The sequence below is a fragment of the Mesorhizobium sp. LSHC420B00 genome, assembly GCF_000503055.1.
In the GTDB taxonomy this organism is placed as follows: Bacteria; Pseudomonadota; Alphaproteobacteria; order Rhizobiales; family Rhizobiaceae; genus Mesorhizobium.
Window position 1 is genome coordinate 44780 of the sequence record NZ_AYVY01000018.1, and the last position, 25765, is coordinate 70544.

Genomic DNA, 25765 nt, shown 5'->3' on the forward strand with positions numbered 1-25765 from the left:
CGGTTTCCTAGTCGTCTTGACCGAATTCCACGGCGAGCTAATTGCCTTCGCAGTCGCCGATGCTTACCGACGAAGGCGGGCCTTCACTGACCGTAAAGGTGATTGCAATGATGAATGGTCCAATGGGTACGTGGATGATGGGCGGCATGGCGCTCGTCTGGGTCCTGGTGTTCGTCGCCCTCTTGCTCGCGATTGCAGCCTTGGTCAAATACCTGCGAACCTGAAGCCGCGGACGCAGTCAGGTATACGACTATGCGATGACAAATTCCGGGGAGAAGGAGCCAGCTGCTGCCAACTGTGGCGGTGGCATGTAAGGCGACCAGGGCAGCACGACGCCGCGTCACTCGTCAGGCAAAGCCGGGAACCCGCTTGGTCTTGCCGCTCAGTTGCGCGCCCAGTGTCAGTGTCTGCGGGAAATTCCGGACGATCGCCGCCATCAAGGTGGCGCTGCCGGGGCGAAGGGCAATTCCGGCAAGGGCCGCGGCAGCGTAGACCCGTGTCGAAAACAGTCTTTTCCAGGCCGCCTCATAGCGCCTGGCGGCAGCCTCGCGCCCTGCTCGGCCACCTGGCGCGGATGCGAGTTCGCAAGCCAGCAGCCAGCCGGACTGCAGCGCCATCGAGATACCCTCGGCGATAACAGGATGAGACTCTCCGGCTGCGTTGCCGACGCGGAAGATGTCCTCTTCGTAGAACGAGCGGATTCCCGGCCGGATCGGACCTGCGGCAAGCCACGGACCGTCGAGAAGCGCCGGTTCCAGAGCGTCCCGCACGCCCCGGCATGAGTCGACGAGATGGCGGGAGACCGCATCGGCGGCCGGCACATGGCTCCGGTGTTTGGGGCCATGTTGTTTACGCAACCGCGCCAGCATATCGCGGCGAATGCAGCACGAGATCGACAAGCGGCCATGATCGGCCGAGACCATGCCGCCATAGCCGCCGGGGAAGGCCAGCAGAGGCATCAAATCCGGCGCCAGCGACGACCCGGTGAAATGCGCCTTGAAGCCGAGCAGGTCCGACGGGCGATTGGCCTTTGCGAGCTGGCTGGGCAGCGGCCCCGGTTCCCAGGAGCCGTGTGCGGCGACAATCACCGGGGCGCGCAACATCGCCGTTTCGTCCCCGGCTTGAATTCGTACCCTTTGCATCTCGCCGTCCCGGTCGATGGCGACGGCGCGGCAGGGCTGGAAGATTTCGACACCCGCCGATCGCGCCGTCTGCAAAAGCAGAGAGTCGAGAATGTCCCGGCCGAGTGCCCGGCCGAAGCCGTCTTTTGCAGGAGGCCCAGCTCCTGCACGTGGCATTGCCGCCTCGACGCAGGTTTCGCCGGAAAACAAACCGACGCGGCGGATTTCGGGGCCGGCATCGGTACGCCAGGCATCGCCGATCTCCAGCTGGTCGAGAAGCGCAAGATTGCTTGCCGAGATGTATTCGCCGCAGACCTTGCGGCGCGGAAATGCGGTCTTTTCCACAATTGCCACGGCCCATCCGCGCCGGGCCAGCGTGAGCGCGACGGACGTCCCCGCCGGGCCGGCACCGATGACGATCGCGTCATGAGTCGACAATCGCGTCATGAGTCGCTGCCGGCACTGGCGCCGACGAAGATGTGGGAGAAGAGGCCGGCGCGCCGCTCCTCGACCGGTTTGCCGTTGGCCGCAAGCCAGAGACCGGAAAGCTCGCTGCCGCGAAAGCCGGCACGCACGCTTTGCGCCGCATCGTTTCGTGTGACGTCATTGGCGCCGATTGCCGGGAGAAGACGGGTCGCGGCCAGCGCCAGTTTCGCCCGCAACGGCTCAGTCGCCAGCAGCAACGGGGCTTTCGGCCTGATCAGCGAAAACAGACGCACGAGCTGCGCATCGTCGAGATGATGCAGGAACAGATTGACCGTGACGGCGTCGAACCGTGCGCCCTCGATCTTTCCTGCCCAGTCGAAGACATCGGCGGTGATCCCTTCAGCCTTCCATCCCAGCCTGTCAAAATCGCCGCGCAATTGCGCGGTGACGAGGCTGACGCGGTCGAGCATCATCAGTTCGACCCCAGGCCAATGCCTGGCCATGCGCCGCGCCACCGCCAGCATGAAGGAGCCATCGCCGGCGCCGATCTCCAGAATGCGGCGTGGCGGCTTTGGCACAAACCTCCTGAGCAACGACGTCATGATCGGCACCTGAAACATCAGCATATTGATGCGCCGAAGGTCGCGGCGCGCGGTCAGCGCTCGCGGATCGTCGGCCGCAAGGCCGTCAAGGATTTCCGGCGCAAGCTGCCGATGCTCCAGGCCGCTCATGACACCGTTCGAAAGAGCATGGTTTCGGCCGTCAGCCCGGGTCCGAACGACATGCCGCAGCCGAGCAGGCCGGCAGGCGCCTTCAGCATCTCTTTCATCACGAACATGACGGTCGCCGACGACATGTTCCCGTATTGGCGCAACACCGCGCGCGATGGTTCCAGCGCGGTGGGCTCCAGTTCCAGAGCCCTTTCGACGGCATCGAGCACCGAACGCCCACCCGGGTGCACGGCCCAAAGGTCGATCGCCTCGGTCGGCCGGCCACCGAGGATGGCGGCCTGGTTGCTCCGCAACGCTTCATGAATCGCTGCCGGCACTTGGCCGGAAAGAACCATTTCGAATCCGTGGTCGCGAATATTCCAGCGCATCAGATCCCGCCGCTCCCTCGCCACCAGACAGTGAAAGCTATCGAGCTCGATGCCGAGCGGCTCGGAAGTGATGAGCGCAGCCGCACAGCCGTCTCCCCAGAGGCAGAACGACAGCAGTTTTTCCAGTTCGGTGGTTTGACGCAGGTGCATCGTGCAGAGCTCGATATTGACCAGCAGGACCTTGGCCTGCGGGTCGGAGCGGACGATGTGACGCGCCAGCTTGAGGCCGTTGATCGCCGCGTAGCAACCCATGAAACCGATCATCGTGCGTTCGACCCCGTTCGGCAGCCCGCAACGCGCAACCAGCTCGAGATCGATGCCCGGCGCCGAAAAACCGGTGCAGGTAGTGACGATAAGATGGGTGATGCGGGAAGCGTCGCCGCCAAGTTGCAATCCGTCGATGCCCTTTTGCGCCAGAACAGGTGCGGCATCGTCGAACATCGCCATTCTCATGGCCGTTCCGGGAAACGCGCCCCGAATGAAGGTCCCGGCCAGGTCGGCGGATGGTCCTTCGGGATCGGACGCCGGCGCAAAGCAGGAATAGCGGTGCTCGATGCCGGCAAGATCGGCCATGCGTTCGAAGATCCTCCGGCGATCGGCCGCGAGCATCGAGGCCGCGAAACGCAGGTAGAATTGATGAACCTCGTGCTCCGGCACCGCTGTCGCGATCCGGTTGATATAGGCCTTGACGGGCATGTTCTATCTCCTCGGCGTCTGCACGGCGTAACGTGCCGCCGGAGGGTCCTTGCTGATCGGTACCTGGTGCCGGGCGCCGAGTTTGAGCGCTGTTCGATAAACGTTTCCGAAAACTGATTTCTTCCCGAAGGTTCAGTATGCGCTGTTGGCAGGCAAACGGTTGGAGCCGGCGGGCGGTTGCGTCGGGCATCCAAAATCGCCACATCATGTTGACCTTCCATCTACTGGAAGGTCTATTTCCTCCGATAAAGGAGATTTCCGATATGAACATCGGCGTCGCATCCGAAAAATCCGGCCTACCGGCCAAGACGATCCGCTACTACGAGGACATCGGGCTCTTGCACCCGGCCCGGACAGACAATGGCTATCGCGATTACTCGACGGCCGATATTCACCGGCTGCGCTTCCTGCAGCGCTCGCGAAGCCTGGGGTTTTCGGTCGACGAATGCCGCCAGTTGCTCTCGCTGTACCAAGACAGGGAACGTGACAGCGCTGACGTGAAGGCGATCGCGAAAGCCAAGTTGGTGGAGATCGACAGGAAGATCGCCGAACTGGTCGGATTGCGTGGCTTGCTTCACCATCTGGTCAGTCACTGCCACGGCGACGAGCGGCCGGAGTGCCCGATCATCGACGAGTTGGCGGGACAAGGCGTGGCCCAGTGAGGCTCGCAGCCGCTCTAACAGTGCTGTCGCTTGCCTGCGTCTCTGTCGTGCTCGCTGCCGCCCATTCGAGCCGTGATGCGGTCATCGAGGCTCGCCAGGCCTCGATGAAGGAAATGGCTGCGGCGGCAAAGGCGATCGCCGGGATGTTCGACGGCAAGCGGGCGTATGACGCCGCGGCTTTCCAAGCGGCGGCCGAGGCCATCCGCGCCCGCACCGGCCCTTCCCTCATTGCCGAATTCCCCAGCGCGACATTGGGTGCGCCTTCAGGCGCCAAGCTGGATATCGACCCTGCCCGCGCGGAGTTCGAAGGGCTGGCTCGCCACATCGGGACGCTGGCCAGCGCCCTGGCCTCCGACGCCGAGCGGGTGCCGCCGCGCATTACCGACGACATGAGAATGGGTTCCGGCCCGGCGATGGGCGGTGGCAGCCTGCTTGGCAAGCGACCGGGGACGGCGGAAGCCGATCCCGCCAAATTGCCGGCGGAGCACCTCCTGCATCTCATCTTGCAGGATTGCTCGAGCTGCCACTCGAAGTTCCGGCAAAAGGTCGAGTGATGGCGTCAGCTCCGCAGCTGCTGATCCGCCATGAAATTGCGCCAGCCGCCGAAATGCGAAATCTCTTCTGCATCGGTAAGGCCGGCACTTTCAACGAGGAAGCCTTTCGGCGAAGTTCCGTCGTCGAGCAGAAGCGTCCCGATGCCGAGCGGCGGCGGGATCGCCGCGACGAAGCGACCGAAGGCTTGCGGCGACAGCCGCCAGACTTCGACCTCGATGGCTGTGCCCTTGCCATTGCAGGTGCGCTCGAGCCCCGGTCTCGACACCGACTGGCCGGCGAGTGCGTAAAGCCGGTAGAGCGGCGCCGTTCTCGCAGCCCGGGCGAAAATCGCGCCGAGCTGCTGCAACTGGCCGTTCAGCGCCATCCCCGATAGATGCGCGCCGACCACGGCCAGCTCGATCGTGCCTTCATCCACGTCCACGCGGATATCGCCACGCGGCGGCAGCGGCCAGCCGGTAGCGCCCAGCGCAAGGCCGCTTGCCGCATGGACATCGCGCGCAAGCGACGCCGTCAGATGGTCCTTGCCCGCCGCGGCAAGCAAGGTGACGCTCATCGGCAAACCGTCGCTGCGGGTTCCGGTCGGCACGGCGATGCCGCACATGTCGAGCAGATTGACGAAGTTGGTGTAGGTGCCGAGCCGGCTGTTGGTGACGATAGGGTCAGCCAACACCGCTTCGACTGTGTAATGCGTCGGCGCGGTCGGCACACAGAAAAGATCGACCGAGGCGATAACCGGCGCAAGCTTGGCCTTGTAGGCCTGCAAGGCATAGAGCCCGTTGAAGGCGTCCGCTGCGGAAAGTTTTCGCGCACCGCCGATGATCTGCCGCGTCACCGGATGCATGGCCGCCTCGTTGGCATCCATGAAGTCCCTGATCGCGGTGTAACGCTCGGCCACCCAGGCGCCCTCGTAAAGCAGATTGGCGGTGGCGTAGAAATCGCCGAACGGGATTTCGACCAGCCTGCAGCCCAGCGTCTCCAGCGAGGCAAGAGCGGCCTCGAAGCCCGCCTGCATCGCCTGGTCGCCGAAGAACGTCCGATCGGCCTTGGCCGGCACGCCAACCGTCAGCACCGGTGGGCGCGCGGCAAGCGGTTGGATGCCGAGGTCACGTGAATAGGGATCGGCGTCGTCCTTCGCCGCCGCGACCTCGAACACGCTGTAGGCGTCGTCGACGTTGAGTGCGAAGACGGAGACGCAGTCGAGCGTGCGGCAGGCCGGCACGACGCCGGCGGCCGACAGCGCGCCGACGCTCGGCTTCAGCCCGACGATGTTGTTGAGGCCGGCGGGTATGCGGCCCGAACCGGCGGTGTCGGTGCCGAGCGCGAACGAGACGATGCCACGCGCCGTCGCCACGGCCGAGCCGCATGAGGAGCCGCCCGGCACCAGTGTCGGGTCGATCGCATTCCTCGGGATTGGATAGGGCGTGCGCACGCCGACCAGGCCGGTAGCGAACTGGTCGAGATTGGTCTTGCCGACGACCAGCGCGCCGGCGGCCTTGAGCCGCGCGACGACGGTGGCGTCGTTCGCCGGCAAGTAGGCATATTCCGCGCAGGCCGCCGTGGTCGGCATGCCGGCAACATCGATGTTGTCCTTGACCGCGAACGGAACGCCCCACAGTGGCTTTGCCAACGGATCGAACGGGCCGAGCTTTTCCGCCTCGGCAAGCATCTCCGCCCTGCTCGCCAGATGGATGAAGATGCCCGGGTCATCGGCCGCCGCGAGCCGCGCATGGACCGTATCGATCATATCGCCAATACTGAGGCCGGCCTGATAGGCGGCGTGCAGGCTCGCTATGTCGAAGCGGATGTCGCTCATTCGGCCTCGCCCTGAATGACGACCGGCAGGTTCCACTGGATGAGTACGACGCAGCCGTCTTTTGTCCACACCGAATGCTCGGTTCCAACCGGGTTCAGGATCACACTGCCCGCTGCATAATCGCCGTTCTCGTCGCTCTGCGAGCCTTCCAGCACGATGATCGTTTCCAGCCCGGCGTGGCGGTGACGCGGCACGCCGGCGCCCGCCCGGTAGTTGAGAATCGCGACCGACGGTTCCGTCGATCCCCCCTTGAGCAGCCAATGCACCGTGATGCCTTCGCGAAAAGGCTCGAATGGCAGATCACGCCAGCCCCCTTGGATGAGGGCCTGGTATGCAATGTTAGGCATTGGAAATTCCCTCGAGCACCTGGTCCGTTGTCGCCGTCCAGCCGACGATCGCGCCCTGCGCCCTGATCATGGCAAGGGCTGCCGTCTTGAACTCCGGAAAATAGCTCTCCGTCGCATCCTCCGCCAGCAGGCATTCATAGCCGCGGTCGTTGGCCTCGCGCATCGTCGTCTGCACGCAGACCTCCGTCGTCACCCCGGCAAAGACCAGTTGCTGTGCGCCGAGCCGCTTGAGGTCATCGCCGAAGCTGGTGGCATAGAACGCGCCCTTGCCGGGTTTTTCGATGACGATCTCGCCAGGCAATGGTGCAAGTTCATCGAGGATCGCCGTTCCCGGTTCGCCGACGATCAGCACGCGACCCATGGGACCGATATCGCCGATGCGGATCGACGGATTGCCGCGATTGCGCTTGGCCGGCGGCAGATCCGAAAAATCTGCCTTGTGGCACTCCATCGTGTGGATCACCGGCAGGCCAGCGGCGCGAAACCCTTCGAGCAGCCTTTTCACCGTCGGCACGATCGCCGTGATCCGGCTGACGTCGTTGCCGAGGCTGGCGCCGAAGCCGCCGGGCTCGGCGAAATCGCGCTGCATGTCGATGACGACCAGCGCCATCGCCTCAGGCTTGAAGGCAAACGGGAACGGCAGCGCCTCGATCTCCGCCATCAATGATGTCCCGCCATGTGCTCGCCGATCGTCTGCACGCTCGCCTGCGCGATCGGCGTCTCGTAGACCAGCGCGCCATCCGACATGACGAAGATGCGGTCCGAGAGCTCAAGCAGCTCGTCGAGGTCCTCCGACATCAAAAGCACTGCAGCACCGGCATTGCGCGCCTTCATGATGCGGGCGCGTATTTCGGCGACGGCGGAGAAGTCGAGGCCGAAGCAGGGGTTCGACACGATGAGCAAATCGACCTCGCCGGTCAGTTCCCGCGCCAGCACCGCGCGCTGCACATTGCCGCCCGACAATGATGAAATCGGCGAAGCGAGCGAGGCCGTCTTGACCTTGAACTGTTCGACAAGACGGGCCGCGTAGTCCCTGATCGCGCTCATCCTGATCCAGTTGACCGGCTTGCCGGCCTCGTTGAGGTCGAAGGTCCGGAAGGCCATGTTTTCGGCCACCGTCATCCGCGGTGCGCAGGCATTGCGCAATGGCTCCTCCGGAATGAAGCGGACATTGAGCGTGCGCGCCTCGCTGCGGCTGGCACCATAGGGCGAGCCTTTCACCAGAACGTCGCCCGCATTGCGTGCCCGCTGTCCGGCAAGGACTTCGAGAAACTCCTTCTGGCCGTTGCCGGAGATGCCGGCGATGCCGACGATCTCGCCGGACTTCACGTCGAGCTCGCCGATGTCGATGCTTTTCAAGCCGGTGCGGTCAGGCGCCTTCAGCGACTTTACCGTCAGCACCTGCCTGGCGCCGGCCGGCACCGGAGCGCGACTGTCGAGTGCTGCAATCGGTTGGTCGCCGATCATCATCGCCGCCATCTGCTTGTGCGAAAGTTCGGAGACCTTTCCGGTTCCGGTCAGCCTGCCCTTGCGCAACACGGTGATGTCGTCGGCAAAGGCCGTCACCTCGTGGAATTTGTGCGAGATCATCAGCACGGTGAGGTCGCCTGTCCTGGTCATGTCGCGCACCAGGCCAAGCACTTCCTGTGCCTCGCCAGGGGTGAGCACCGAAGTCGGCTCGTCGAGCACCAGGAAACTGCGGCCGAGATAGAGCTGCTTGACGATTTCGAGCTTCTGCTTCTCGCCGGCCGCAAGTTCCGCCACCTTGACGTCGAGCGGCAGCTTGAACGGCATCCGCTGCATGAATTGCGCAAGTGCGGCGCGCTCCTTGCGCCAGTCGATGACGCCCGGCACTTTCTCGCGGGAAATGACCAGGTTTTCCGCACCGGTCAGCGACGGGACGAGGGTAAAATGCTGATAGACCATGCCTAGCCCGAGCGCCGAGGCATCCTTCGGGCTGGCTATCGCGACCTCGCGGGCATCGACCAGCATGTCGCCGGCGGTCGGGCGGTAAAAACCCATCATGCATTTGACCAGCGTCGACTTGCCGGCACCGTTTTCGCCGAGCAGCGCATGGAATGATCCCGCTGGCACCTTGATCGAGACATCGTCCAGCGCGGTGAAGGCGCCGAAGCGCATGGTCATGCCGATAGTCTCGACGCCGACGGCTTTCTTGACGATGGTTCCGCTCAAGATCGCCCCCTCACGGCAGCTGCGCGACGAAGGACGCCGAGCTCGACACCGCGCCGAACACGCCGCCCTGCATCTTGATCATCTTGATCGCGGCGAGATGGTTGCCGTAGTCGGTCGCGCCGCAGCAGTCCTCAAGCATCACGCATTCGAAGCCGCGATCATTGGCCTCGCGCATGGTCGTGTGGACGCAGACATCGGTGGTGATGCCGGTCAGCACGATGTTTTCGATGCCGCGCTGGTGCAGGATCAGCTCCAGATCGGTGGCGCAGAACGAGCCCTTGCCCGGCTTGTCGATGATCGGTTCGCCCGCCGCCGGATAGAGGTCGGGGATGATATCCCAGCCTGGTTCGCCGCGCACCAGGATGCGCCCGCAAGGTCCGGGGTCGCCAATGCCGGCATTGATGCGGCGTGAGCGCCAGCGCTTGTTGGCCGGCAGGTCGGCGAGATCGGGCCGGTGGCCCTCGCGCGTGTGGATGATGGTGTAGCCCTGGGCCCGCATGGCTGCAAGCACCGACTTGATCGGCTCGATCGGCGCCCGCACCAGCGAAAGATCGTAGCCCATATGATCGACATAGCCGCCCGGCCCGCAGAAATCGGTCTGCATATCGATGATGATCAGAGCCGTATTGTCCGACCGCAGCTCGCCATTGTAGGGCCATGGATAAGGGTCGGCGTCGATGTAGCGCTGGGTGATCTCGGCTCTGGCGTTCATCGGGAAAACTCCAGTCATTTGGTGATCGACAACTCGCCCGGCGCGCCGGCAAGCGAGCGGCTCGGCGACGAGGTGGCGATCATGATGATGAGCGTGAGGATGTAAGGTGCGGCGTAGAAGAGATAGTAGCCCTGCGTTACCCCGACCGATTGCAACGCCGGGCCTAGCGCCCCGGCGCCGCCGAACAACAGTGCCGCGGCAAAGCAGCCGAGCGGGTTCCAGCGTGCGAAGATGACCAGCGCCACCGCCATCAGCCCCTGCCCCGACGAGATGCGTTCGGTCCAGCTGCCGGGGTAATAGAGCGACAGATAGGCGCCGCCGATGCCGGCGAGCGCGCCGCCGACGCCTGTCGCAAGCAGGCGCACGGTGTTGGGATTGAGGCCCATGGCGCGCGCCGCATCGGAGCTGTCGCCGACGACGCGTACGATCAGGCCGGCGCGGGTGTTACGGAAGGCCCACCACAGGAACAGCGCAAGTGCGGCCCCGATCAGGAACAGCACGTTGACGTTGAGCGCCGCCTGCACCTGCGGAATATTCGACCAGCCACCGAAGGCGATGGCCGGCAGGTCTGGCGCCGAGGGCTGGATGAACGGCTTGCCGAAGAAGAAGGCGAGACCCGAGCCGAACAGCATCAGCGCGATGCCGATGGCGATGTCGTTAACCCCGCGGAATTTGCAGATCCAGCCATGGAACAGCCCGAAGCAAAGACCGGCACCGGCGGCAGCCAGCACGCCGAGCCATGGCGAGCCGGTCACCACTGCTACCGCATAGGCGGTCATTGCGCCGAAGACCAGCGTGCCTTCGAGGCCGAGATTGATGCGGCCGGAGCGCTCGGTGATGGCTTCGCCGAGCGACACGAAGATGAACGGCGTCGAGACGCGGATGGCGCCGCCGAGAATGGCGAGCGGCACGCCCCACAGGCCGATCTCGGTCGCGTCCATCAGGAGCCCCTCTTCCACAGATCGGGATTGAAAACCTTGAAGCGGCCGTAAAAGGTTTCGCTGAACAGGATGACCACGAAGAGCATGCCTTGCAGCACCAGCACGGTGGCGTCGGGCAGGTCCATGCGGCGCTGGATCAGCCCGCCGGAAGCGCCGATGCCGCCGAGCAGGAAAGCGACCGGGATGATGGCGAGCGGATTGTGGCGGGCGAGGAAGGCGACGAGGATGCCGGTATAGCCGTAGCCGGCGGCGAGCGAAGCGTTGGCGCTGCCTTGCACGGCGCCGACTTCCAGCATGCCGGCCAGTCCGGCAAAGCCGCCGGCGAGCCCGGTAAAGCCGACGATCAGCGGGCCGACGGCAAGCCCTTGCACCTGGGCCGCCCTGACATTGCCGCCGGCAATGCGGGCGGCAAACCCCCAGCGCGTCTTTTCGATCAACAGCCAGGACAGGACGCAGGCGACGATGCCGACGACAAGGCCCCAGTGCACGTCCATGCCTGGAATGTTGCCGATGCGGTAGGCATCCGCCAGCGGCTCGGTCGAGGGTTTGTTGAGCGAGGCCGGATCGCGCAGCGGCCCTTCGACCAGATGGTTCATCAGCGCGATGGCGATATAGGCCATCAGCAGGCTGGATATGGTTTCGTTGACGGCGCGGTAGTGGCGGAGTGCGCCGACGGCACCTATCCAGATGCCGCCGGCGACCACGCCCGCCACGCCCATCAACAGGATGACCACGAAAGCCGGCGCGCCATTCGCCGCGACGCCGATGGCGGCGGCGGCAACGCCGCCCAGCACAATCGCGCCTTCGCCGCCGATGACGACGAGGCCGAGCCGAGCCGGCAGCGCCACGCAGAGCGCTGCCAGCAAAAGCGGTGCGGCCCGCGACAGCGAGTTCTGGATCGAGAACCAGGAGCCGAAGCCGCCGCGCCACATCGTCACGTAGAGTTGCACCGGTGATTTGCCGACCAGCGCGATGAACAGGCTGAACAGCGCCATGCCGACGATCAGCGCCGCGAGCGGTATGACGAAGGCTTCCGCCCGCCGTGCCACCCATTCGAGTGCCGCCGGATAATTCCTGGCGCCAAACAGCGCTGGTGCGCTCGCGGTACTGACCGTGTCTGCCATGGCCCCGTCTCCGATCCGGTTCAGGCGGTCGAACCGACCACGCCCTCGACGAGGTAGTCCATGCTTTCGAGCTCGAGCGCGGTCTCGACGAAGGCCTGGCCCTCGGTCGCGACGACGACGCCCTTGTTGCTCTTCAGCGGACCCTTGATGACGGAAAATCCGCCTTTCATCATTTCGGCCAGCGTGCCGTCGAACTGCTTGCGGGCGGCATCGCCGACGGCGGGGCCGAGCGGGCTCATCTTGACGAAGCCGTCTGCCAGGCCACCGCGTGTGAAATTGGGCAGCGGCGTGCCGGCCACCAGATCGTCGACGAACATCTTGTAGACCTTGGCCCAGTTCCATTCCGCGCCGGTCAGGTATTTCTCCGGCGCCAGCGGGCTCTGGTTGGCATGATAGCCGCAGACGAAGGCGCCACGTCCGGCCGCCGTCTCGACCACCACCTTGGGGCTGTCGACATGACAGGTGATGACGTCGGCGCCCTGGTCGACCAGCGCATTGGTGGCCTCCGCCTCCTTGACCGCCAGCGACCACTCGCCGGTGAAGATCACCTGGCAGGTGATGGTCGGGTCGACCGAGCGCGCGCCGAGCAGGAAGGAATTGATGTTGAGCAGCACCTGCGGGATCGGCTTTGCCGCGACGAAGCCGAGCTTCTTGGTTTTGCTGGTGTGGCCGGCGACGACGCCGTTCAGATACTGGCCCATGCCGATATAGCCGAAATAGGAACCGGCATTCATCGGATGCTTGTCCTTGTTCCACATGCCGCCGCAATGACGGAACTGCACGTCGGGGAATTTCGCGCACATGGCCAGCATATGCGGATCGAAATAGCCGAACGAGGTCGGGAAGATCAGCGACGCACCGTCGAGATTGATCATCGATTCCATCGTCTTCTGCACGTCGACCGTCTCCGGCACGTTCTCCTCTTCGACGACGGAAATGCCTTCGATCCCCTTCAGCGTGGCGGCGCCTTCGGCATGCGCCTGGTTGTAGCCGTAATCGTCCTTTGGCCCGACATAGATGAAGCCGACGGTTGCGGTCGCGGCGAAGGCCCTGCTGATCGGAAACGATGCGGACGCAAGACCGAGCGCCGCTCCGGCGGCGGAAGTCTTGAGCAGGTCGCGGCGGCTAAGCATGAATCGCTCGGTCATGTGAATGCTCCCTCTATGGGGCCTTTGGGGCCGGTTAACACCTCAATGAAAGAAGTGTATGCAATCAGCGTGCCAGTTTCAGAAATGGGATTTATTCAGCAATATCAACGAGTGTGCCGATGTGGCCTGCACAAAGCCGGAGCAATTGCATACACTTTTTGCCTCTAAAACGGCCAATTTGACATGAAGGCTAAAACATAGGCATACAGAGCTGCGGAGGAATCGAAGCCGGTGCGTGGCTTATGGCTGCGCGAAGAGACTGGACGGAGGAGACGTGTCGGCAAAGCGCAATTTGATCAGGTCGGGCACGACCGTCGATCAGATGGTGAGGGCGATCAGCGACCGGATCGTCACCGGTTTCCTGCGTCCCGGCGAAAAACTCGACGAAGCCTCGCTCGCCGCCCGCTTCGACGTCTCACGTACGCCGATCCGGGAAGCGCTCAGCCGGCTCAGTGCCATGGGACTGGTCGAAAGGCGGCCCAACCGCGGCGCCACCGTCGCGGTGATGACGCAGGAGCACCTCGCCTCGATGTTCGAGAGCATGGCCGAGCTCGAAGCGATCTGCGCGCGGTTCTCGGCCGAGCGCATGACCGCCGGCGAGCGCCGCACGCTGGAGGCTGAGCATCAAGCCTCCGCGCGCTTTGTGCAGCTCGGGGCCGAAGAAGAGTATGAGCTTTTCAACACCGGGTTCCACACCCGGCTCTATCGCGGCGCCCACAGCAAGCACATTTATGAACTGACCGTCATGACCCGCAGCCGTCTGGCGCCGTTCCGGCGCGCGCAATTCATGCTGCCCGGCCGGCTGGCCCAGTCGTGGCAGGAGCATGACGCCATCGTTACCGCAATCATGCGCGGCGACAGTACGGCCGCCGGAACAGCCGCCAAGGATCATGTCTCGATCGTCAGCGAGGCGAGCGCCGTCTTTGCCATCGGCGACCGCGCCAAAGGCAAGGCCGAGCCGTTTCCGACATCGGCTTCCTAGCCTCAATCGACCAGCACGGCCACCACGGCGGCACAGTCGCCAGCCTTGACCAATCCGGGGAAATGCCGCGCCGCCAACAGACCGGACATTTTGGCCCGGATCTCCTGCGGAGCGCCCCCGGTGCGGCCGATCGAATGGATGCGCGCCAGCACCTGGTTTTCTGCCACCGGCTCGCCGAGATCGATCATGGTTTCGATCATCCCGTCGTCCTCGGCGAACGAGAAGCAATCTCCCGATGGCATGTCGAGCCAGCGGGTCGGCTGCATCTCGACCGCGCCGGCGACGATGCCGGCATGGCGCAGCACATTGAGCATGCCGCGACGCGCGATCCGCACCGTTTCCGCGCGCGAAGTTCCGCCGCCGCCGAGCTCGGTGGTGATGAACAGCTTGCCCATCTCTTCGGCGGCAGTGTCGAACATGCCGACCGCGTCGATCTCCAGCATCTTCATCGACCAGGGTGCCGAGAAAGCTTCAACCGCAGCGAACCCCTTCTCTTCCAGCACCTTGTCGGGCCGGATATGGGCGGCGCAGAACGGCACGAAGTCGAGCGTCTTGCCGCCGGAATGGAAATCGAGCGCGATGTCGGTGCGCGGCAGAAGTTCGCGCTGGAAATAATCGGCGATCTTCTCGGTCACCGTACCGTCGGGCCGGCCGGGAAAGCTGCGGTTGAGATTGCCCTTGTCGATCGGCGAGGTGCGCGTGCCGGCGCGGAACGCCGGATAATTCATCGCCGGCACGATGATGACCGTGCCGCTGACCTGCCTCGGATCGAGCGTGCGGGCGAGATCGTAAAGCGCCAGCGGCCCCTCATATTCGTCGCCATGATTACCGCCGGTGAGCAATGCACTCGGCCCGTTGCCGTTGCGGATGACGCAGATCGGGATCATCACCGATCCCCAGGCGGAATCGTCACGGCTGTAAGGCAGGCGCAAGAAACCGTGCTGCACGCCGTCGCGCTCGAAATCGACGCTCGGCGTGATCGGTGATGGGCGAAGGCTGGACATCGGGCTCAATTCTTCACCACCAGCTTGCGCGGCACATTGGCCAGGCACGCGACCCCGGTTTCGGTAATCAGGATGGATTCGGTGATTTCCAAGCCCATCGTCTCCAGCCACAGGCCGGTCATGAAATGGAAGGTCATGCCGGGCTTGAGCTCGGTGCGGTCGCCTGGGCGCAGGCTCATCGTGCGTTCGCCCCAGTCCGGCGGATAGGAAAGCCCGATCGGATAGCCGGTGCGGTTGTCCTTAACGATGCCGTATTTCTTCAGAACCGCGAAGAAGGCGTTGGCGATGTCCTCGCAGGTGTTGCCGGGCTTGGCGGCGGCAAGCCCGGCCTCCATGCCTTCCAGCGTCGCCTTTTCGGCATCGAGGAATTCCTGCGTCGGTTTGCCGAGGAAAACGGTGCGCGACAGCGGACAATGGTAGCGGTTGTAGCAGCCGGCGATCTCGAAGAAAGTGCCCTCGCCCGATTTCATCGGCCTGTCGTCCCAAGTTAGATGCGGTGCCGATGCGTCGGCGCCTGACGGCAGCAGCGGCACGATCGCCGGATAGTCGCCGCCAATGCCGTCGACGCCGCGCGTGCCGGCATCATAGATCTCGGCGACCAGGTCGCATTTGCGCATGCCGACTTCGATCTTGTCGACGATGCGCTGGTGCATCGCTTCGACGATGCGGGCGGCTTTGCGCATGTAGTCGATTTCGGTCGGGCTCTTCACCGCGCGCTGCCAGTTGACCAGTGCCGTGGCATCGACGAAGCGGGCATTGGGCAAGTGCTTCTGCAGCGATGCGAAGGCAGCGGCAGAGAACCAGTAATTGTCCATCTCGACACCGATGCTGAGCTTGCCCCAGCCACGATCGGCGAGCACGCTGGACAGAAAATCCATCGGATGGCGCTCGGTCGACTGCACATAGTTGTCGGCATAGCCGACGATGTTGTCGTGCGCGAGATAGGCGGTGCGCTTGGCGCCGTTGGCGTCCTGGCCGCGCCCGTACCACACCGGCTCGCCCGACGGTGGCACGACGACCGCCTGGTGTACGTAGAACGACCAGCCGTCATAGCCGGTCAGCCAGGCCATGTTGGACGGATCGCTGACAACAAGCAGATCGACGCCCTTGGCCTCCATCGCCTTCCGCGTCTTGGCGAGGCGCTCCGCATATTCGCCGCGCGAGAATTTCAAATTAGGCTGCATTGTTCTTGGTCCTCGTTTGTTGGGCCTTGCGGCCGGTATCAGCTTTCGAAAATCGTACCGGTCTTGGCTGCACGCGCACGGTCGCGGGCGAGCGTGGCGATCGCCGTGTCCTGCACGCCGGTGCCGGTCAGATCGGCAATGGTGATGTCGCTGTCCGAACGCCGGCCATGCCTTTCGCCGGCGATGATGTGGCCAAGCTCGGTGATCTCGGCATCGGCCGCCATCACGCCCGCCACGATGGCATGGTGCAGTTCGCCCAGGCGCCGCGTCTGTTTCGCACTGTCGGCGATGTAGAGGTCGGCCATGCGCAGGATCGCCGGCGCGATCTCGTTCTTGTGCTCCGCGTCCGAGCCCATCGCGGTGATGTGCTGGCCGGCGGAGACGAAGCCGGCCTTGATCAGCGGCTCGGTCGACGGCGTCGTGGTGACGATGATGTCGGCATCGGCCGCAGCCTTTGCCGCGTCCGGCTCGGCGTGAACGGCGATGCCCAGTCTTTCGGACAATGCGTCCGCCGCGGCTTCGGCCTTGGCGGCATCCCTTGCCCAGATCCGAGCCTCGGTGATCGACCGCACCAGCATCAGCGCCTCGAGCTGCAGTCCGGCCTGAACACCGGCGCCGAAGATTGCGGCAACGGAGGAGTCCGGACGCGACAGATGTTTGGCGGCGACCGCGCCGGCCGCCGCCGTGCGGATGTCGGTGAGATAGCCATTGTCGAGCAGCAGCGCCTCGACCAGCCCGGTCTTCGCCGACAGCAGCACCATCATGCCGTTGACGCTAGGCAGGCCGAGCTTCGGATTATCGAAAAAGCCGGGGCTGATCTTGATCGCAAAACCGTCGATGCCCGGCACATAGGCGGTCTTGACATCGACCTCGCCGCGATGCTCGGGAATGTCGAGCCGCAGGATCGGCGGCATCGCCACCGGCAAGGTAGCGAGCGCGCGAAACGCGTTCTCGACACAGGCAACGGCATCGAGATCAAGCTTCACGATCTTGCGCAATTCAGCTTCGGTGAGGATCGTCATTCGGCTCATGCTGCGCTCTCCGCAATTGCTTCGCCGCAAATGATCTTGCGGTGCAGTGTCATGTCGATGTTGCGGCCGGACAGCACGAGCACCGTCGGGCCGTTCGCCCCGACCTTGCCGGCAAGCACAGCCGCAATGCCGACCGCGCCGGCGCCTTCGACGATCTCGCGCTCCTGCTCATAAGCATGGCGGATGCCGGCGGCGATCTCGTCCTCGCTGAGCAGGATCACATCATCGAGCAGATCACGGCACATGGCGAAGGTCAGCCGGTTGTCGAGCCCAATGCCGCCGCCGAGCGAGTCGGCCAGCGTCGGCAGTTCCTCGACCGACACCGGATGCCCGGCGTCGAGGCTTGCCTTCATCGCCGCACCGCGCGCCATCGAAACGCCGATGACCCTCGTTGCCGGGCTGACGCCCTTGACGGCAGCGGCAACGCCAGCCGCCAGCCCACCGCCGGAAAGCGGCACCAACACCAGCGCGGCGTCCGCAACTTGTTCCATGATCTCCAGCCCAAGTGTTCCTTGCCCGGCAACGACCGCAGGATGATCGAAAGGCGGCAGCATGATCAGCCCCTCTTCCGCGACCAGCCGTTCGACCTCCCGCTGCGCATCGTCCTGGCTGTTGCCGACGATGCGGATCTCGGCGCCGAGCCGACGGATTTCCTCGAGCTTGTTCTCAGGCACCAGCCGCGACATGCAGATCGTCGCGTGGATGCCTTGCAGTCGAGCGGCATAGGCAAGCGCCCGGCCATGGTTGCCGGTCGAGGCCGCGACGACGCCGCGCGCGCTCTCCTCTTCTGTCAACGAGGCGATAGCGTTTGAGGCACCGCGCAACTTGAAGGCGCCGGTGGTCTGCCGATGTTCGAGCTTGAGATAAACAGGAGCGTCCAAGTGTTGGGAAAGACTCGGGGAAGTGACGGTCGGCGTGCGCTCGACCTTGCCTGCGATGCGCTCGCGTGCGGCGCGGATATCGGAGAGGCTCACCTTGGAAGCGGTCATGGCTCTGCAATCAGTTCAGCGGCAGCGTCATCAGACGGCCGAATTCAGGGCGCGACATCTCATCTCCGCAGAGCCGCAGGCAATTCCAGGCTGTCGCCTGGTTGCTGGTGACGACGGGACGGCCGATGGCTTCTTCCATACCGACAACTGCCAGCGCCGACCGCAGCGCCGTGCAGGAGACGAACAGCGCGTCCGAGTGTTCGGCCGTCGCCTCGCGAGCCAGATCGACCAAGGATTTCGGCACAATGCGCGCCATCTCGCGATCATCCTCGAAGCCGAGACAAGTGAAGCTGGCGATCTCGAAACCGTGCGCCGCGAAATAGGCCGCCATCGGCCGGCTGGTCTCCACCGTATAGGGAGTGAGAATGCTGATTGTCCTGGCGCCCAGCGCCTTCAGGCCGCGCACCGCCGCCATCGGCGGCGTCACCACCGGCGCGCCGGGTTTCGCGGCCTTCACCGCCGCCTCGATTTCGGCATCGCCGATCACGACGGAGGCCGAGGTGCAGGAATAGCAGATCGCGTCGAGCGGCTCGTCAGGAAGGATCAGGGCCGCGCCCGCCGTCAGTGACGGCTGCATCTTGCGCAAATTCTCCGGCGTCGTCGGGTTGGCGTAGGGAATACGCGCGACATAGACGCCGATACGATCGCTTGCCACCATGCGGTGAAAATCCGGTTCGCTCGTATGGTCGGTGGCAAGGATAATCAGGCCGACCCGCTTTTCCAGCGGACGTGCATCGAGCGCTGGACGGGCCGAGCGCAGGCGGATATCGGGTGCAGCGCTCATCGTTCGATCCGCCCATAACGGTGTTCCAGCCAGCGCAGCAGCACCACCGAGAACAGGCTGATGGCGAGGAAGAAGGCGCCGACCAAGGTGATCGGTTCGATATACCGATAATAGGTATTGGCGACGCTCTTGGCCTGGTTCATCAGTTCCAGCACGGTGATCGCCGACAGCAGCGGCGTCTCTTTGAACATGGCGATGAAATAATTGGCAAGCGCCGGGATCATCGGCGGGATCGCCTGCGGCATGATGATGTGCGTCCAGGTCTGCGTGGCGTTCAGATTGCAGGCCTTGGCCGCTTCCCATTGGCCGCGCGGCACATTATCGATGCCGGCGCGGTAGACCTCGGCTGTGTAGGTGCCGTAATGCAGCCCGAGACCGATGACGCCCGCCACCAGCGGCGGCAACAGGACGCCGAAATCCGGCAGCACGTAGAAGATGAAATAGAGCTGCACCAATAGCGGCGTGCCGCGGATGAACTCGGCAAGGAAGCCGATCGTGCGCGACAGAGCCCTGTTCGGCGAACGGCGCGCCAACGCGATGCCCAGCCCAACGATGGCCGCCAGCACCGAGCCGAGCAGCGTCGCCAGGATGGTGATCTTCACCCCCTGGATCAGCGTCGGCAGGATCTGCCGGACAAAATCCCAATCCCATTCCATTACAGAGCCCGATCCATCAGACGCGCACCCCGTCGAGGCCGCGCGCCATGCGGCGTTCCAGCGACCGCACGCCCCATGAGATGAGTAGCGCCAGCACGAAATAGATGACGAGAATGGTGCTGAACGGCACCAGCGTGTTGCCGGTCTGCGAGCGCACCACCTGCGCCTGGAAGGTCAGGTCGGCAAGCGAGATCAGCGAGACGACGGCGGTGGCCTTGAGCAATTCAATGGCGTTGTTGCCGAAGGTCGGCAGCATCACCAGCAGTGCCTGTGGCAGGATGATATGGCGCATGGCTTGCCAGCGGCCGAGATTGAGCGCGGTGCAGGCCTCGTATTGTTCGCGGCCGATCGACTTGATGGCGCCGCGCACCACTTCCGCCGCATAGGCCCCGACATTCAGGCCCAGCGCCAGCACGCCGGCCTGCAGCGGCGTCAGCGAGATGCCGGCGAAAGGCAGCACGAAATAGGCCCAGAACAGCTGCACGAAGATCGAGGTGCCGCGGAAGAACTCGATATAGGCGGTGGCCAGCGCGCGTAGCACAAAAAACCGCGACAGCCGCCCCAGCCCGGCAAGAAAGGCCATGATCAAGGCCAGCACCGACCCCATCAGCGTCAGCTCGATGGTGACAAGCGCTCCTTGCAAAATCAGGCCGAAATAGCCGGACCATTGGGTCATTGGTCGAAAGGGCTCCGCATTGAATATTTGGCGAGGCGATCACTTCAGCGTCCTTCTCCCCGTTCACGGGGAGAAGATGCCGGCAGGCAGATGAGGGGCAGAGCCCAATCTGTCAAAAGCTGGCGTCGCCCCTCATCCGGCCCTTCGGGCCACCTTCTTCCCGTGAACTGGGAGAAGGAAAACGCGCCTACTTCGCCGAGCAGAGCTTGTCGCGCGTCGTCGACATCGCCGCCGCCGCCGAGAAGCCGTAGGGTTCGATGATCTTGGCGAACTCGCCGGACTTCTTCAGCTTCGCCAGCTCGACATCATAAGCATCACGTAAAGCTTCGTCGCCCTTCTTGAAGGCCGCGCCATCGCAATAGACCGGCGCACCGACCACCGGCGCGATGACTTCGAGGTTCGGATCATTGGCTTTCTTGACCAGGTCGTTGATTGACAGCACGGGCAGCGAATAGGCATCGATGCGGCCGTCCTGCAGCATCTTCACGCCGCTCTGGCCGTCCGGCACGACAATGACGCGCTCGCGCGGCACACCTGCGGTGAGCGCCAGCTTTTCCTCAGTGCCGCCACCCGGCGCGCCGATCGTCGCGCTCGTGTCCTTGGCGACATCCTCGTAGCTCTTGAAGCCCTTCGGATTGCCCTTCTTCACCAGCATCGCCTCGGCGTCGCACAGCACCGGCTCCGAATACACGACCGCAGCACAACGTTCCGGCTTCATGAACAGGCCGGCGGTGACGACGTCGAAACGGCCGGCCTGCAGGCCAGGGATCATGGCGCCATATTCCGAGATCGAGGCGACGATATCGTTGACGCCAAGGCGTTTGAAGATTTCCCGGGCAACGTCAGGCGCCGCACCCGAAACCTTGCCGTCGGCAGCGACCGCCGTATAGGGCGGCTCGTTGGCGATGGCGACGCGGGCAAAGCCTTGCGCCTTGAGCTCTTCGAGCTTGCTGTCATCGGCCGAGCCGGCCGTCGAGGCGGCCAGCACCGCCGTCAGCGCAATACCGGCGACGCCGGCCAAAATGGCAAATTTCTTCATTGTTCCCAACTCCTTGTTTGTCTGTCTTCTTGGCTTGCTTGAGGCGACGCCGCCTCGCATGGCAGTCAGACCCGATGTCCGGCCGCAATGATCTTCTTCAGGAAACCTTGCGTGCGCTCCTGTTTGGGATGGCGGAAAATCTCGTCGGGCTTGCCTTCCTCGACTATTCTGCCGCGATCGAAGAACAGCACCCGGTCGGCGAAGTCATGGGCGAAACCCATCTCGTGGGTGACCAGCAGCATGGTCATATCGGTCTCGGCGGCGAGCTTGCGCATGACGTTGAGCACCTCGTCGACGAGTTCCGGGTCGAGCGCCGAGGTGACCTCGTCGAACAGCATGATCTTCGGCGACAGCGCCAGCGCCCGGGCAATCGCGACGCGCTGCTTCTGGCCGCCGGAAAGCTGCGCCGGCATCGCTTTGGCCTTGTCGACCATGCCGACCATGTCGAGCAGCTCCATCGCCCGCTTTTCGGCGGCGGCCCGCGGCATGGCTTTGGTCAGCATCGGTGCCAGCGTCACATTGTCGATGACGCATTTGTGCGGAAACAGATTGAACAGTTGGAAGACCATGCCGATCTTCTGGCGCATCTTTGCCAAATGCCGTTCATCCGCCGTCAGCAGCCGGCCGTTGCGCTCCATATGGTACAACTGCTCGCCGTCGACCTGGATGTGGCCGCTGTCAATGCGCTCGAGCGTCATCAGGATGCGCAGGATCGTCGTCTTGCCCGAACCCGACGGGCCGATCAGCGCCAGCTTCTCGCCGGGCATGACTTGCATCGAGAGGCCATCCAGCACCTTGAAGGTGCCGAAGCTTTTCGAAATGCCGTCGATCTTGATGATGGGCGCCGACAATGAATTTCCCGTGCTGGAGAAGCTGTGCCTTTAACGATGCGGATCGCGGCAAATCATGTCAATCAAGAAAATAATATCATGACAATATTTCGGACTCCGCACAATTCCCCGCCAATTGTTGCCTAGATCGCAAGCAGGAGATGCTCGGGATCGCCGAGCAGAAGCTTGGTGACAACGCCGAGACCGGCACGCAGTTCCCCCTCCGTGGTCGAGCCCAGCGAAATCCGCACGGCTGGATGCCAAGGCATCTGCGAAATGCGAAACGACGTGCCGGGCGCGATCGCCACGCCCTGCAGGCGGGCCTGGGAAACAAAGCCTTCCTCGCCGCGATCATCGGGCAGTTGCAGCCAGACATGCAGCCCGTCGCGATGAGCCCGATAGTCCACTCCGGCGAGCGCCTCGGCGGCGATGTCCAGACGCCGCCGCAAAGCCATCCGCTGCCATCGAACGAGTTCCATCGCGGTGCCGTCGGTCACCCATTTGGTGGCGATCTCGGCCACCAGCGGCGTCGCCATCCAGTTCGAGACGAGGTGGCGGTTGGCAACCGCGGCGACATAACGATCGGGTGCCGCGAGATAGCCGATGCGCAGGCCCGGCACCACGATCTTGGTGAAGGAGGTGACGTAGAGCGTGCGCTCGGGTGCAAACGCCGCGACCGGCGGCGGCCGGTCCTCGACCAGCGGGCCGAGGACGTCGTTTTCGATAATGGCGATGTCATGCCTGCGCGCAACGGCGGCAATCTGTTCGCGCCGGGCGGCGTCCATCAGCGTCGCCGTAGGGTTGATCACCGAGGGCTGCACGAACACCGCGCGGATGTCCGACAGCCGGCAGGCCTCGTCCAGCGCTTCCGGGATCAGCCCATTGTCGTCGATCGGCAAACCCTCGAGGTTGAAACCGAGATAACGCGCCAGCGGGATCAGTGTGTGATGGCCGATCGCCTCGGTGGCGACGGTCGAACCGGGCGGCGCCACGCTCATCAGCGCCACTGTCATCCCTGCGGTGGCGCCGTTGGTCAGGCTGATGTTCTGCGGCGACGCGTCGAGGCCGCAGAAGCGTAGCCACTCGACACCCACCGCGCGGTGGCGCGGGAACACCATGTTCGGCCTGAACGACAGCGCCGAGCTCGACGGCAGGTTTTCGGCGAGCCAGCCCAGCGCCTGCTTCAGCCGCTCCAGATGCATCGGTTCGCAGACCGGCTTCAGGATAGAGAGGTCGATGACCTCACCCAGCCGCTCCGGCAAATAGGGCGGCTCCGGCTCGCGGCGCTGCGTCTGCACGAAGCTGCCGCGGCCGACCTCGCCGGACACCAGCCCGCGGCGGATCAGTTCCTCATAGGCGCGGCTGACCGTCTGCACGGAAAGTTTGAGATCGTCGGCCAGCTGCCGGTGTGTCGGCAACCGAGCGCCATTGGCCAGGCGCCCGTCATGGATGGCCCGCGCGAACTGGTCGGCGAGCGATTGGTAGGCCGGCCGCCGGATAAGAGCGGGATCTGGACGCCAAAATGTCATGACTTATTAGAGATCGAAATCAGTGCAATTGACAATCGAAATAATGCGCCGTCATGGTGTCCGGCACTGGAAGTGGACGATCATGGCTGCAGCGAAACTCGATCCGATCGACCTGAAAATCCTCGAGGCCATCCAGCGCGACGGCCGCATCACCAAGCTGGCGCTGGCCGAGAAGGTCGGCCTGTCGCCGACGCCGTGCTGGATGCGGCTGCGCAAGCTGGAAAAGGCCGGCATCGTCTCCGGCTATCACGCCAGGATCGCCATGCGTGCCATCGCGCCGGTCGCCACCGTGCTGATGGAGGTGACGCTGGCCAGCCACCGCCAGGCCGATTTCGACCGTTTCGAGCGCGTCATCCGCGACATCCCCGAGATCGTCGCCTGCTGGTCTGTCGGTGGCGGCGTCGATTACCTGCTGAAGGTGATGGCGCGCGACATCGACNATCGACGCCTATCAGCGGCTGGTTGACACTCTGCTCGAACGCGAGATCGGCATAGACCGCTATTTCACCTACATCGTCACCAAGACGGTGAAGGAGGAGAGTGTGCTGCCAGTGGCCGATCTGCTGCCCGCATTTTCCTGATACAGGAGAGATCGTCTGCCCGGGCGATGCAATAGAGACAATCTCTCTACGTGCAGGCACCGAAACAGCCTCTCTGTTTGCGCGGCAGAGATAGTCTTGCGGCGTCACCCGAACCGGGAGCCCGATGATGTCCGCACATTTTGCCCGCTCGCAGCGCCATGAAGCGCTTGATCGCCTCGCCGACCGACGGCTGCTGCGTGAACTCGCCTATGTCGATGGCCACTGGACGGCAAGCGAGACCGCGGAGAGTTTCGAGGTGACCGATCCGGCCACCGGATCCACCGTCGCTTTCGTTGCCGCGCTCGATGCCCGGCAGACGACGTCGGCGATCGATGCGGCATCGCGCGCCTTTCCCGCCTGGCGCGCATTGCTGCCGCAGGAACGTTCGAAAATCTTGCGCAAATGGTTCGATCTGATCGTCGCCGCCAAAAATGATCTGGCGCTGCTGATGACGCTAGAACAAGGCAAGCCGCTGAAGGAATCGCTCGGCGAGATAGACTACGCCGCCTCTTTTGTCGAATGGTATGCCGAGGAGACCAAACGCCTCAACGCCGAAAGCGTCACCAGTCATCTGCCGGGCGCGGAGATGATGGTGCGGCGCGAGCCGCTCGGCGTCGTCGGCGTGGTCACGCCGTGGAATTTTCCAGCGGCCATGCTGACCCGCAAGGCGGCTGCCGCTCTTGCCGCCGGCTGTACCATCGCCGCGCACCCTTCCTCGGAAACGCCGCTGTCCGCACTGGCGCTGGCCGAGCTTGGCGAACGTGCCGGCCTGCCGGCTGGCGTGTTCAACGTCCTCACCGGCAAGGCTTCGACCATCGTTGGGCGGATGTGCGAAGACCCGCGCGTTCGCGCCATGAGCTTCACCGGCTCGACCGAGGTCGGCAGGTTGATCGCCGCGCAGAGTGCGCCGACGATGAAGCGTCTGGTAATGGAACTCGGCGGTCATGCGCCGCTGATCGTCTTCGCCGACGCCGATCTCGACAAGGCTGTGGCCATCGCGGTCGACGCCAAATTCGCCACCTCCGGCCAGGACTGCCTCGCCGCCAACCGCATCTATGTCCAGCGTCCGCTATACGATCGGTTCTGCGCTGCTTTCGCCAAACGCGTCCAGGCATTGCGGGCCGGCAATGGCCTGGCTGACGACACCGAAATCGGACCCTTGATGCATGAACGCGCCGTCAAGAAGGTCGAGGAGCAGGTCGCCGATGCGCTGGCCAAAGGCGCGCGCTGCCTGACCGGCGGCAAGCGCCATCCGGCCGGGCCGCTGTTTTACCAGCCGACCCTGCTTGCCGACGTTGGAGACGACGCTTTGATCATGCGCGAGGAGACCTTCGGTCCGGTTGCGGCAGTGACGCCTTTCGACAGCGAGGACGAGGTCATCGCCCGCGCCAACGCCACCGAATACGGCCTGGTTGCCTATGTCGTGACTGAGAATGGCGGCAGGCAATTGCGCATGGGTCGCGCGCTCGACTATGGCATGGTCGCCATCAACCGGGTCAAGATCACCGGCGCGCCGGTCCCGTTCGGCGGCGTCAAGCAGTCCGGCATCGGCCGCGAGGGCTCGCGTCACGGGCTCGAAGCCTTTACCGATCTCAAATATCTCTGCCTCGACGTTGCGTGAGCCGCGCCCGACACATTTTTCT

At 64.1% G+C, this 25765-nt stretch carries 26 protein-coding genes and 1 pseudogene; 6 read left to right on the plus strand and 21 right to left on the minus strand.

The window, feature by feature from the left end:
* Positions 1-59: 59 nt before the first annotated feature.
* Positions 60-224, plus strand: a complete 165-nt coding sequence (locus X760_RS76530) for a hypothetical protein (protein WP_023720633.1) — start codon at positions 60-62, stop codon at positions 222-224.
* A 123-nt stretch (positions 225-347) separates the two neighbouring features.
* Here the strand turns inward: X760_RS76530 and X760_RS61755 are convergent, their stop codons facing one another.
* Genes X760_RS61755 through X760_RS61765 form a run of 3 tightly spaced genes read right to left on the minus strand, consistent with a single transcriptional unit; the run spans position 348 to position 3342 of the window.
* Positions 348-1568: an FAD-dependent oxidoreductase gene (locus X760_RS61755; RefSeq protein ID WP_023720634.1), complete on the minus strand. Its 1221-nt coding sequence runs from the start codon at positions 1566-1568 to the stop codon at positions 348-350.
* Entirely contained in the window at positions 1565-2278 is a 714-nt protein-coding gene (locus tag X760_RS61760; RefSeq protein ID WP_023720635.1) for a methyltransferase domain-containing protein, read from the minus strand. The genes X760_RS61755 and X760_RS61760 overlap by 4 nt, the downstream gene beginning before the upstream one ends.
* Positions 2275-3342, minus strand: coding sequence for a type III polyketide synthase (locus tag X760_RS61765; protein WP_023720636.1), 1068 nt, complete (start codon positions 3340-3342; stop codon positions 2275-2277). Before X760_RS61765 ends, X760_RS61760 begins: the two co-directional genes overlap by 4 nt.
* Before the next feature lie 263 nt (positions 3343-3605).
* Here X760_RS61765 and cueR point away from each other — a divergent pair, with 263 nt between their 5' ends.
* Both cueR and X760_RS61770 read left to right on the plus strand, forming a co-directional pair.
* The gene (gene cueR / locus X760_RS0138710) at positions 3606-4004 is read left to right on the plus strand and encodes a Cu(I)-responsive transcriptional regulator (RefSeq protein ID WP_031194477.1); all 399 of its coding nucleotides are present in this window, start codon (positions 3606-3608) and stop codon (positions 4002-4004) included.
* Positions 4001-4558, plus strand: coding sequence for a cytochrome c (locus X760_RS61770; protein ID WP_023720638.1), 558 nt, complete (start codon positions 4001-4003; stop codon positions 4556-4558). Before cueR ends, X760_RS61770 begins: the two co-directional genes overlap by 4 nt.
* A gap of 5 nt (positions 4559-4563) precedes the next feature.
* Here the strand turns inward: X760_RS61770 and atzF are convergent, their stop codons facing one another.
* The 8 genes from atzF to X760_RS61810 are packed head-to-tail and all read right to left on the minus strand — an operon-like array spanning position 4564 to position 12837.
* A complete protein-coding gene (atzF, locus tag X760_RS61775; RefSeq protein WP_023720639.1) occupies positions 4564-6372 on the minus strand; it encodes an allophanate hydrolase in 1809 nt (602 codons plus the stop codon).
* A complete protein-coding gene (locus X760_RS61780; protein WP_023720640.1) occupies positions 6369-6719 on the minus strand; it encodes a cupin domain-containing protein in 351 nt (116 codons plus the stop codon). Before X760_RS61780 ends, atzF begins: the two co-directional genes overlap by 4 nt.
* On the minus strand, positions 6712-7380 hold the full coding sequence (locus X760_RS61785; RefSeq protein WP_023720641.1) for an isochorismatase family cysteine hydrolase: 669 nt from the start codon (positions 7378-7380) through the stop codon (positions 6712-6714). The genes X760_RS61780 and X760_RS61785 overlap by 8 nt, the downstream gene beginning before the upstream one ends.
* Positions 7380-8912 (minus strand): ABC transporter ATP-binding protein, encoded by a 1533-nt coding sequence (locus X760_RS61790; protein WP_023720642.1) that lies wholly within the window; start codon positions 8910-8912, stop codon positions 7380-7382. Before X760_RS61790 ends, X760_RS61785 begins: the two co-directional genes overlap by 1 nt.
* A 10-nt stretch (positions 8913-8922) precedes the next feature.
* The gene (locus X760_RS61795; RefSeq protein ID WP_023720643.1) at positions 8923-9624 is read right to left on the minus strand and encodes an isochorismatase family cysteine hydrolase; all 702 of its coding nucleotides are present in this window, start codon (positions 9622-9624) and stop codon (positions 8923-8925) included.
* A gap of 14 nt (positions 9625-9638) precedes the next feature.
* Positions 9639-10565, minus strand: a complete 927-nt coding sequence (locus tag X760_RS61800) for an ABC transporter permease (protein ID WP_023720644.1) — start codon at positions 10563-10565, stop codon at positions 9639-9641.
* Entirely contained in the window at positions 10565-11689 is a 1125-nt protein-coding gene (locus X760_RS61805) for an ABC transporter permease (protein ID WP_023720645.1), read from the minus strand. Before X760_RS61805 ends, X760_RS61800 begins: the two co-directional genes overlap by 1 nt.
* A gap of 20 nt (positions 11690-11709) precedes the next feature.
* Positions 11710-12837, minus strand: coding sequence for a BMP family ABC transporter substrate-binding protein (locus X760_RS61810; protein WP_023720646.1), 1128 nt, complete (start codon positions 12835-12837; stop codon positions 11710-11712).
* 322 nt (positions 12838-13159) lie between these two features.
* On the opposite strand from X760_RS61810, the gene X760_RS61815 reads away from it, so the two are divergent.
* The gene (locus X760_RS61815) at positions 13160-13819 is read left to right on the plus strand and encodes a GntR family transcriptional regulator (RefSeq protein ID WP_198030523.1); all 660 of its coding nucleotides are present in this window, start codon (positions 13160-13162) and stop codon (positions 13817-13819) included.
* Positions 13820-13821: 2 nt separating this feature from the next.
* Here the strand turns inward: X760_RS61815 and doeB are convergent, their stop codons facing one another.
* The 10 genes from doeB to X760_RS61865 form a co-directional block, all read right to left on the minus strand.
* Positions 13822-14823 carry a N(2)-acetyl-L-2,4-diaminobutanoate deacetylase DoeB gene (gene doeB / locus X760_RS61820; protein ID WP_023720648.1) on the minus strand — a complete coding sequence of 334 codons (1002 nt, stop codon included), beginning with the start codon at positions 14821-14823 and terminating at the stop codon, positions 13822-13824.
* A gap of 5 nt (positions 14824-14828) precedes the next feature.
* Positions 14829-16007 carry an ectoine hydrolase DoeA gene (gene doeA, locus X760_RS61825; RefSeq protein ID WP_031194479.1) on the minus strand — a complete coding sequence of 393 codons (1179 nt, stop codon included), beginning with the start codon at positions 16005-16007 and terminating at the stop codon, positions 14829-14831.
* 38 nt (positions 16008-16045) lie between these two features.
* Positions 16046-17038, minus strand: a complete 993-nt coding sequence (locus X760_RS61830) for a cyclodeaminase (RefSeq protein WP_031194480.1) — start codon at positions 17036-17038, stop codon at positions 16046-16048.
* Positions 17035-18027, minus strand: coding sequence for a hydroxyectoine utilization dehydratase EutB (gene eutB / locus X760_RS61835; RefSeq protein WP_023720651.1), 993 nt, complete (start codon positions 18025-18027; stop codon positions 17035-17037). Before eutB ends, X760_RS61830 begins: the two co-directional genes overlap by 4 nt.
* Before the next feature lie 10 nt (positions 18028-18037).
* Entirely contained in the window at positions 18038-18811 is a 774-nt protein-coding gene (gene eutA, locus X760_RS61840) for an ectoine utilization protein EutA (protein WP_023720652.1), read from the minus strand.
* The gene (ehuD, locus tag X760_RS61845; protein ID WP_023720653.1) at positions 18808-19467 is read right to left on the minus strand and encodes an ectoine/hydroxyectoine ABC transporter permease subunit EhuD; all 660 of its coding nucleotides are present in this window, start codon (positions 19465-19467) and stop codon (positions 18808-18810) included. The genes eutA and ehuD overlap by 4 nt, the downstream gene beginning before the upstream one ends.
* A 16-nt stretch (positions 19468-19483) precedes the next feature.
* Positions 19484-20143 (minus strand): ectoine/hydroxyectoine ABC transporter permease subunit EhuC, encoded by a 660-nt coding sequence (ehuC, locus tag X760_RS61850; protein WP_023720654.1) that lies wholly within the window; start codon positions 20141-20143, stop codon positions 19484-19486.
* Positions 20144-20330: 187 nt separating this feature from the next.
* Positions 20331-21182 (minus strand): ectoine/hydroxyectoine ABC transporter substrate-binding protein EhuB, encoded by an 852-nt coding sequence (ehuB, locus tag X760_RS61855; protein WP_023720655.1) that lies wholly within the window; start codon positions 21180-21182, stop codon positions 20331-20333.
* Between the two features lie 65 nt (positions 21183-21247).
* On the minus strand, positions 21248-22033 hold the full coding sequence (gene ehuA, locus X760_RS61860) for an ectoine/hydroxyectoine ABC transporter ATP-binding protein EhuA (protein ID WP_023720656.1): 786 nt from the start codon (positions 22031-22033) through the stop codon (positions 21248-21250).
* 122 nt (positions 22034-22155) lie between these two features.
* Complete coding sequence (locus X760_RS61865) at positions 22156-23541, minus strand: PLP-dependent aminotransferase family protein (protein WP_023720657.1); 1386 nt, start codon at positions 23539-23541, stop codon at positions 22156-22158.
* A gap of 82 nt (positions 23542-23623) precedes the next feature.
* Between X760_RS61865 and X760_RS61870 the strand changes: the two are divergent.
* Positions 23624-24122: pseudogene (locus X760_RS61870) on the plus strand (Lrp/AsnC family transcriptional regulator).
* A 127-nt stretch (positions 24123-24249) separates the two neighbouring features.
* Entirely contained in the window at positions 24250-25743 is a 1494-nt protein-coding gene (locus X760_RS61875) for an NAD-dependent succinate-semialdehyde dehydrogenase (RefSeq protein ID WP_031194481.1), read from the plus strand.
* The last annotated feature ends 22 nt before the right edge of the window (positions 25744-25765 follow it).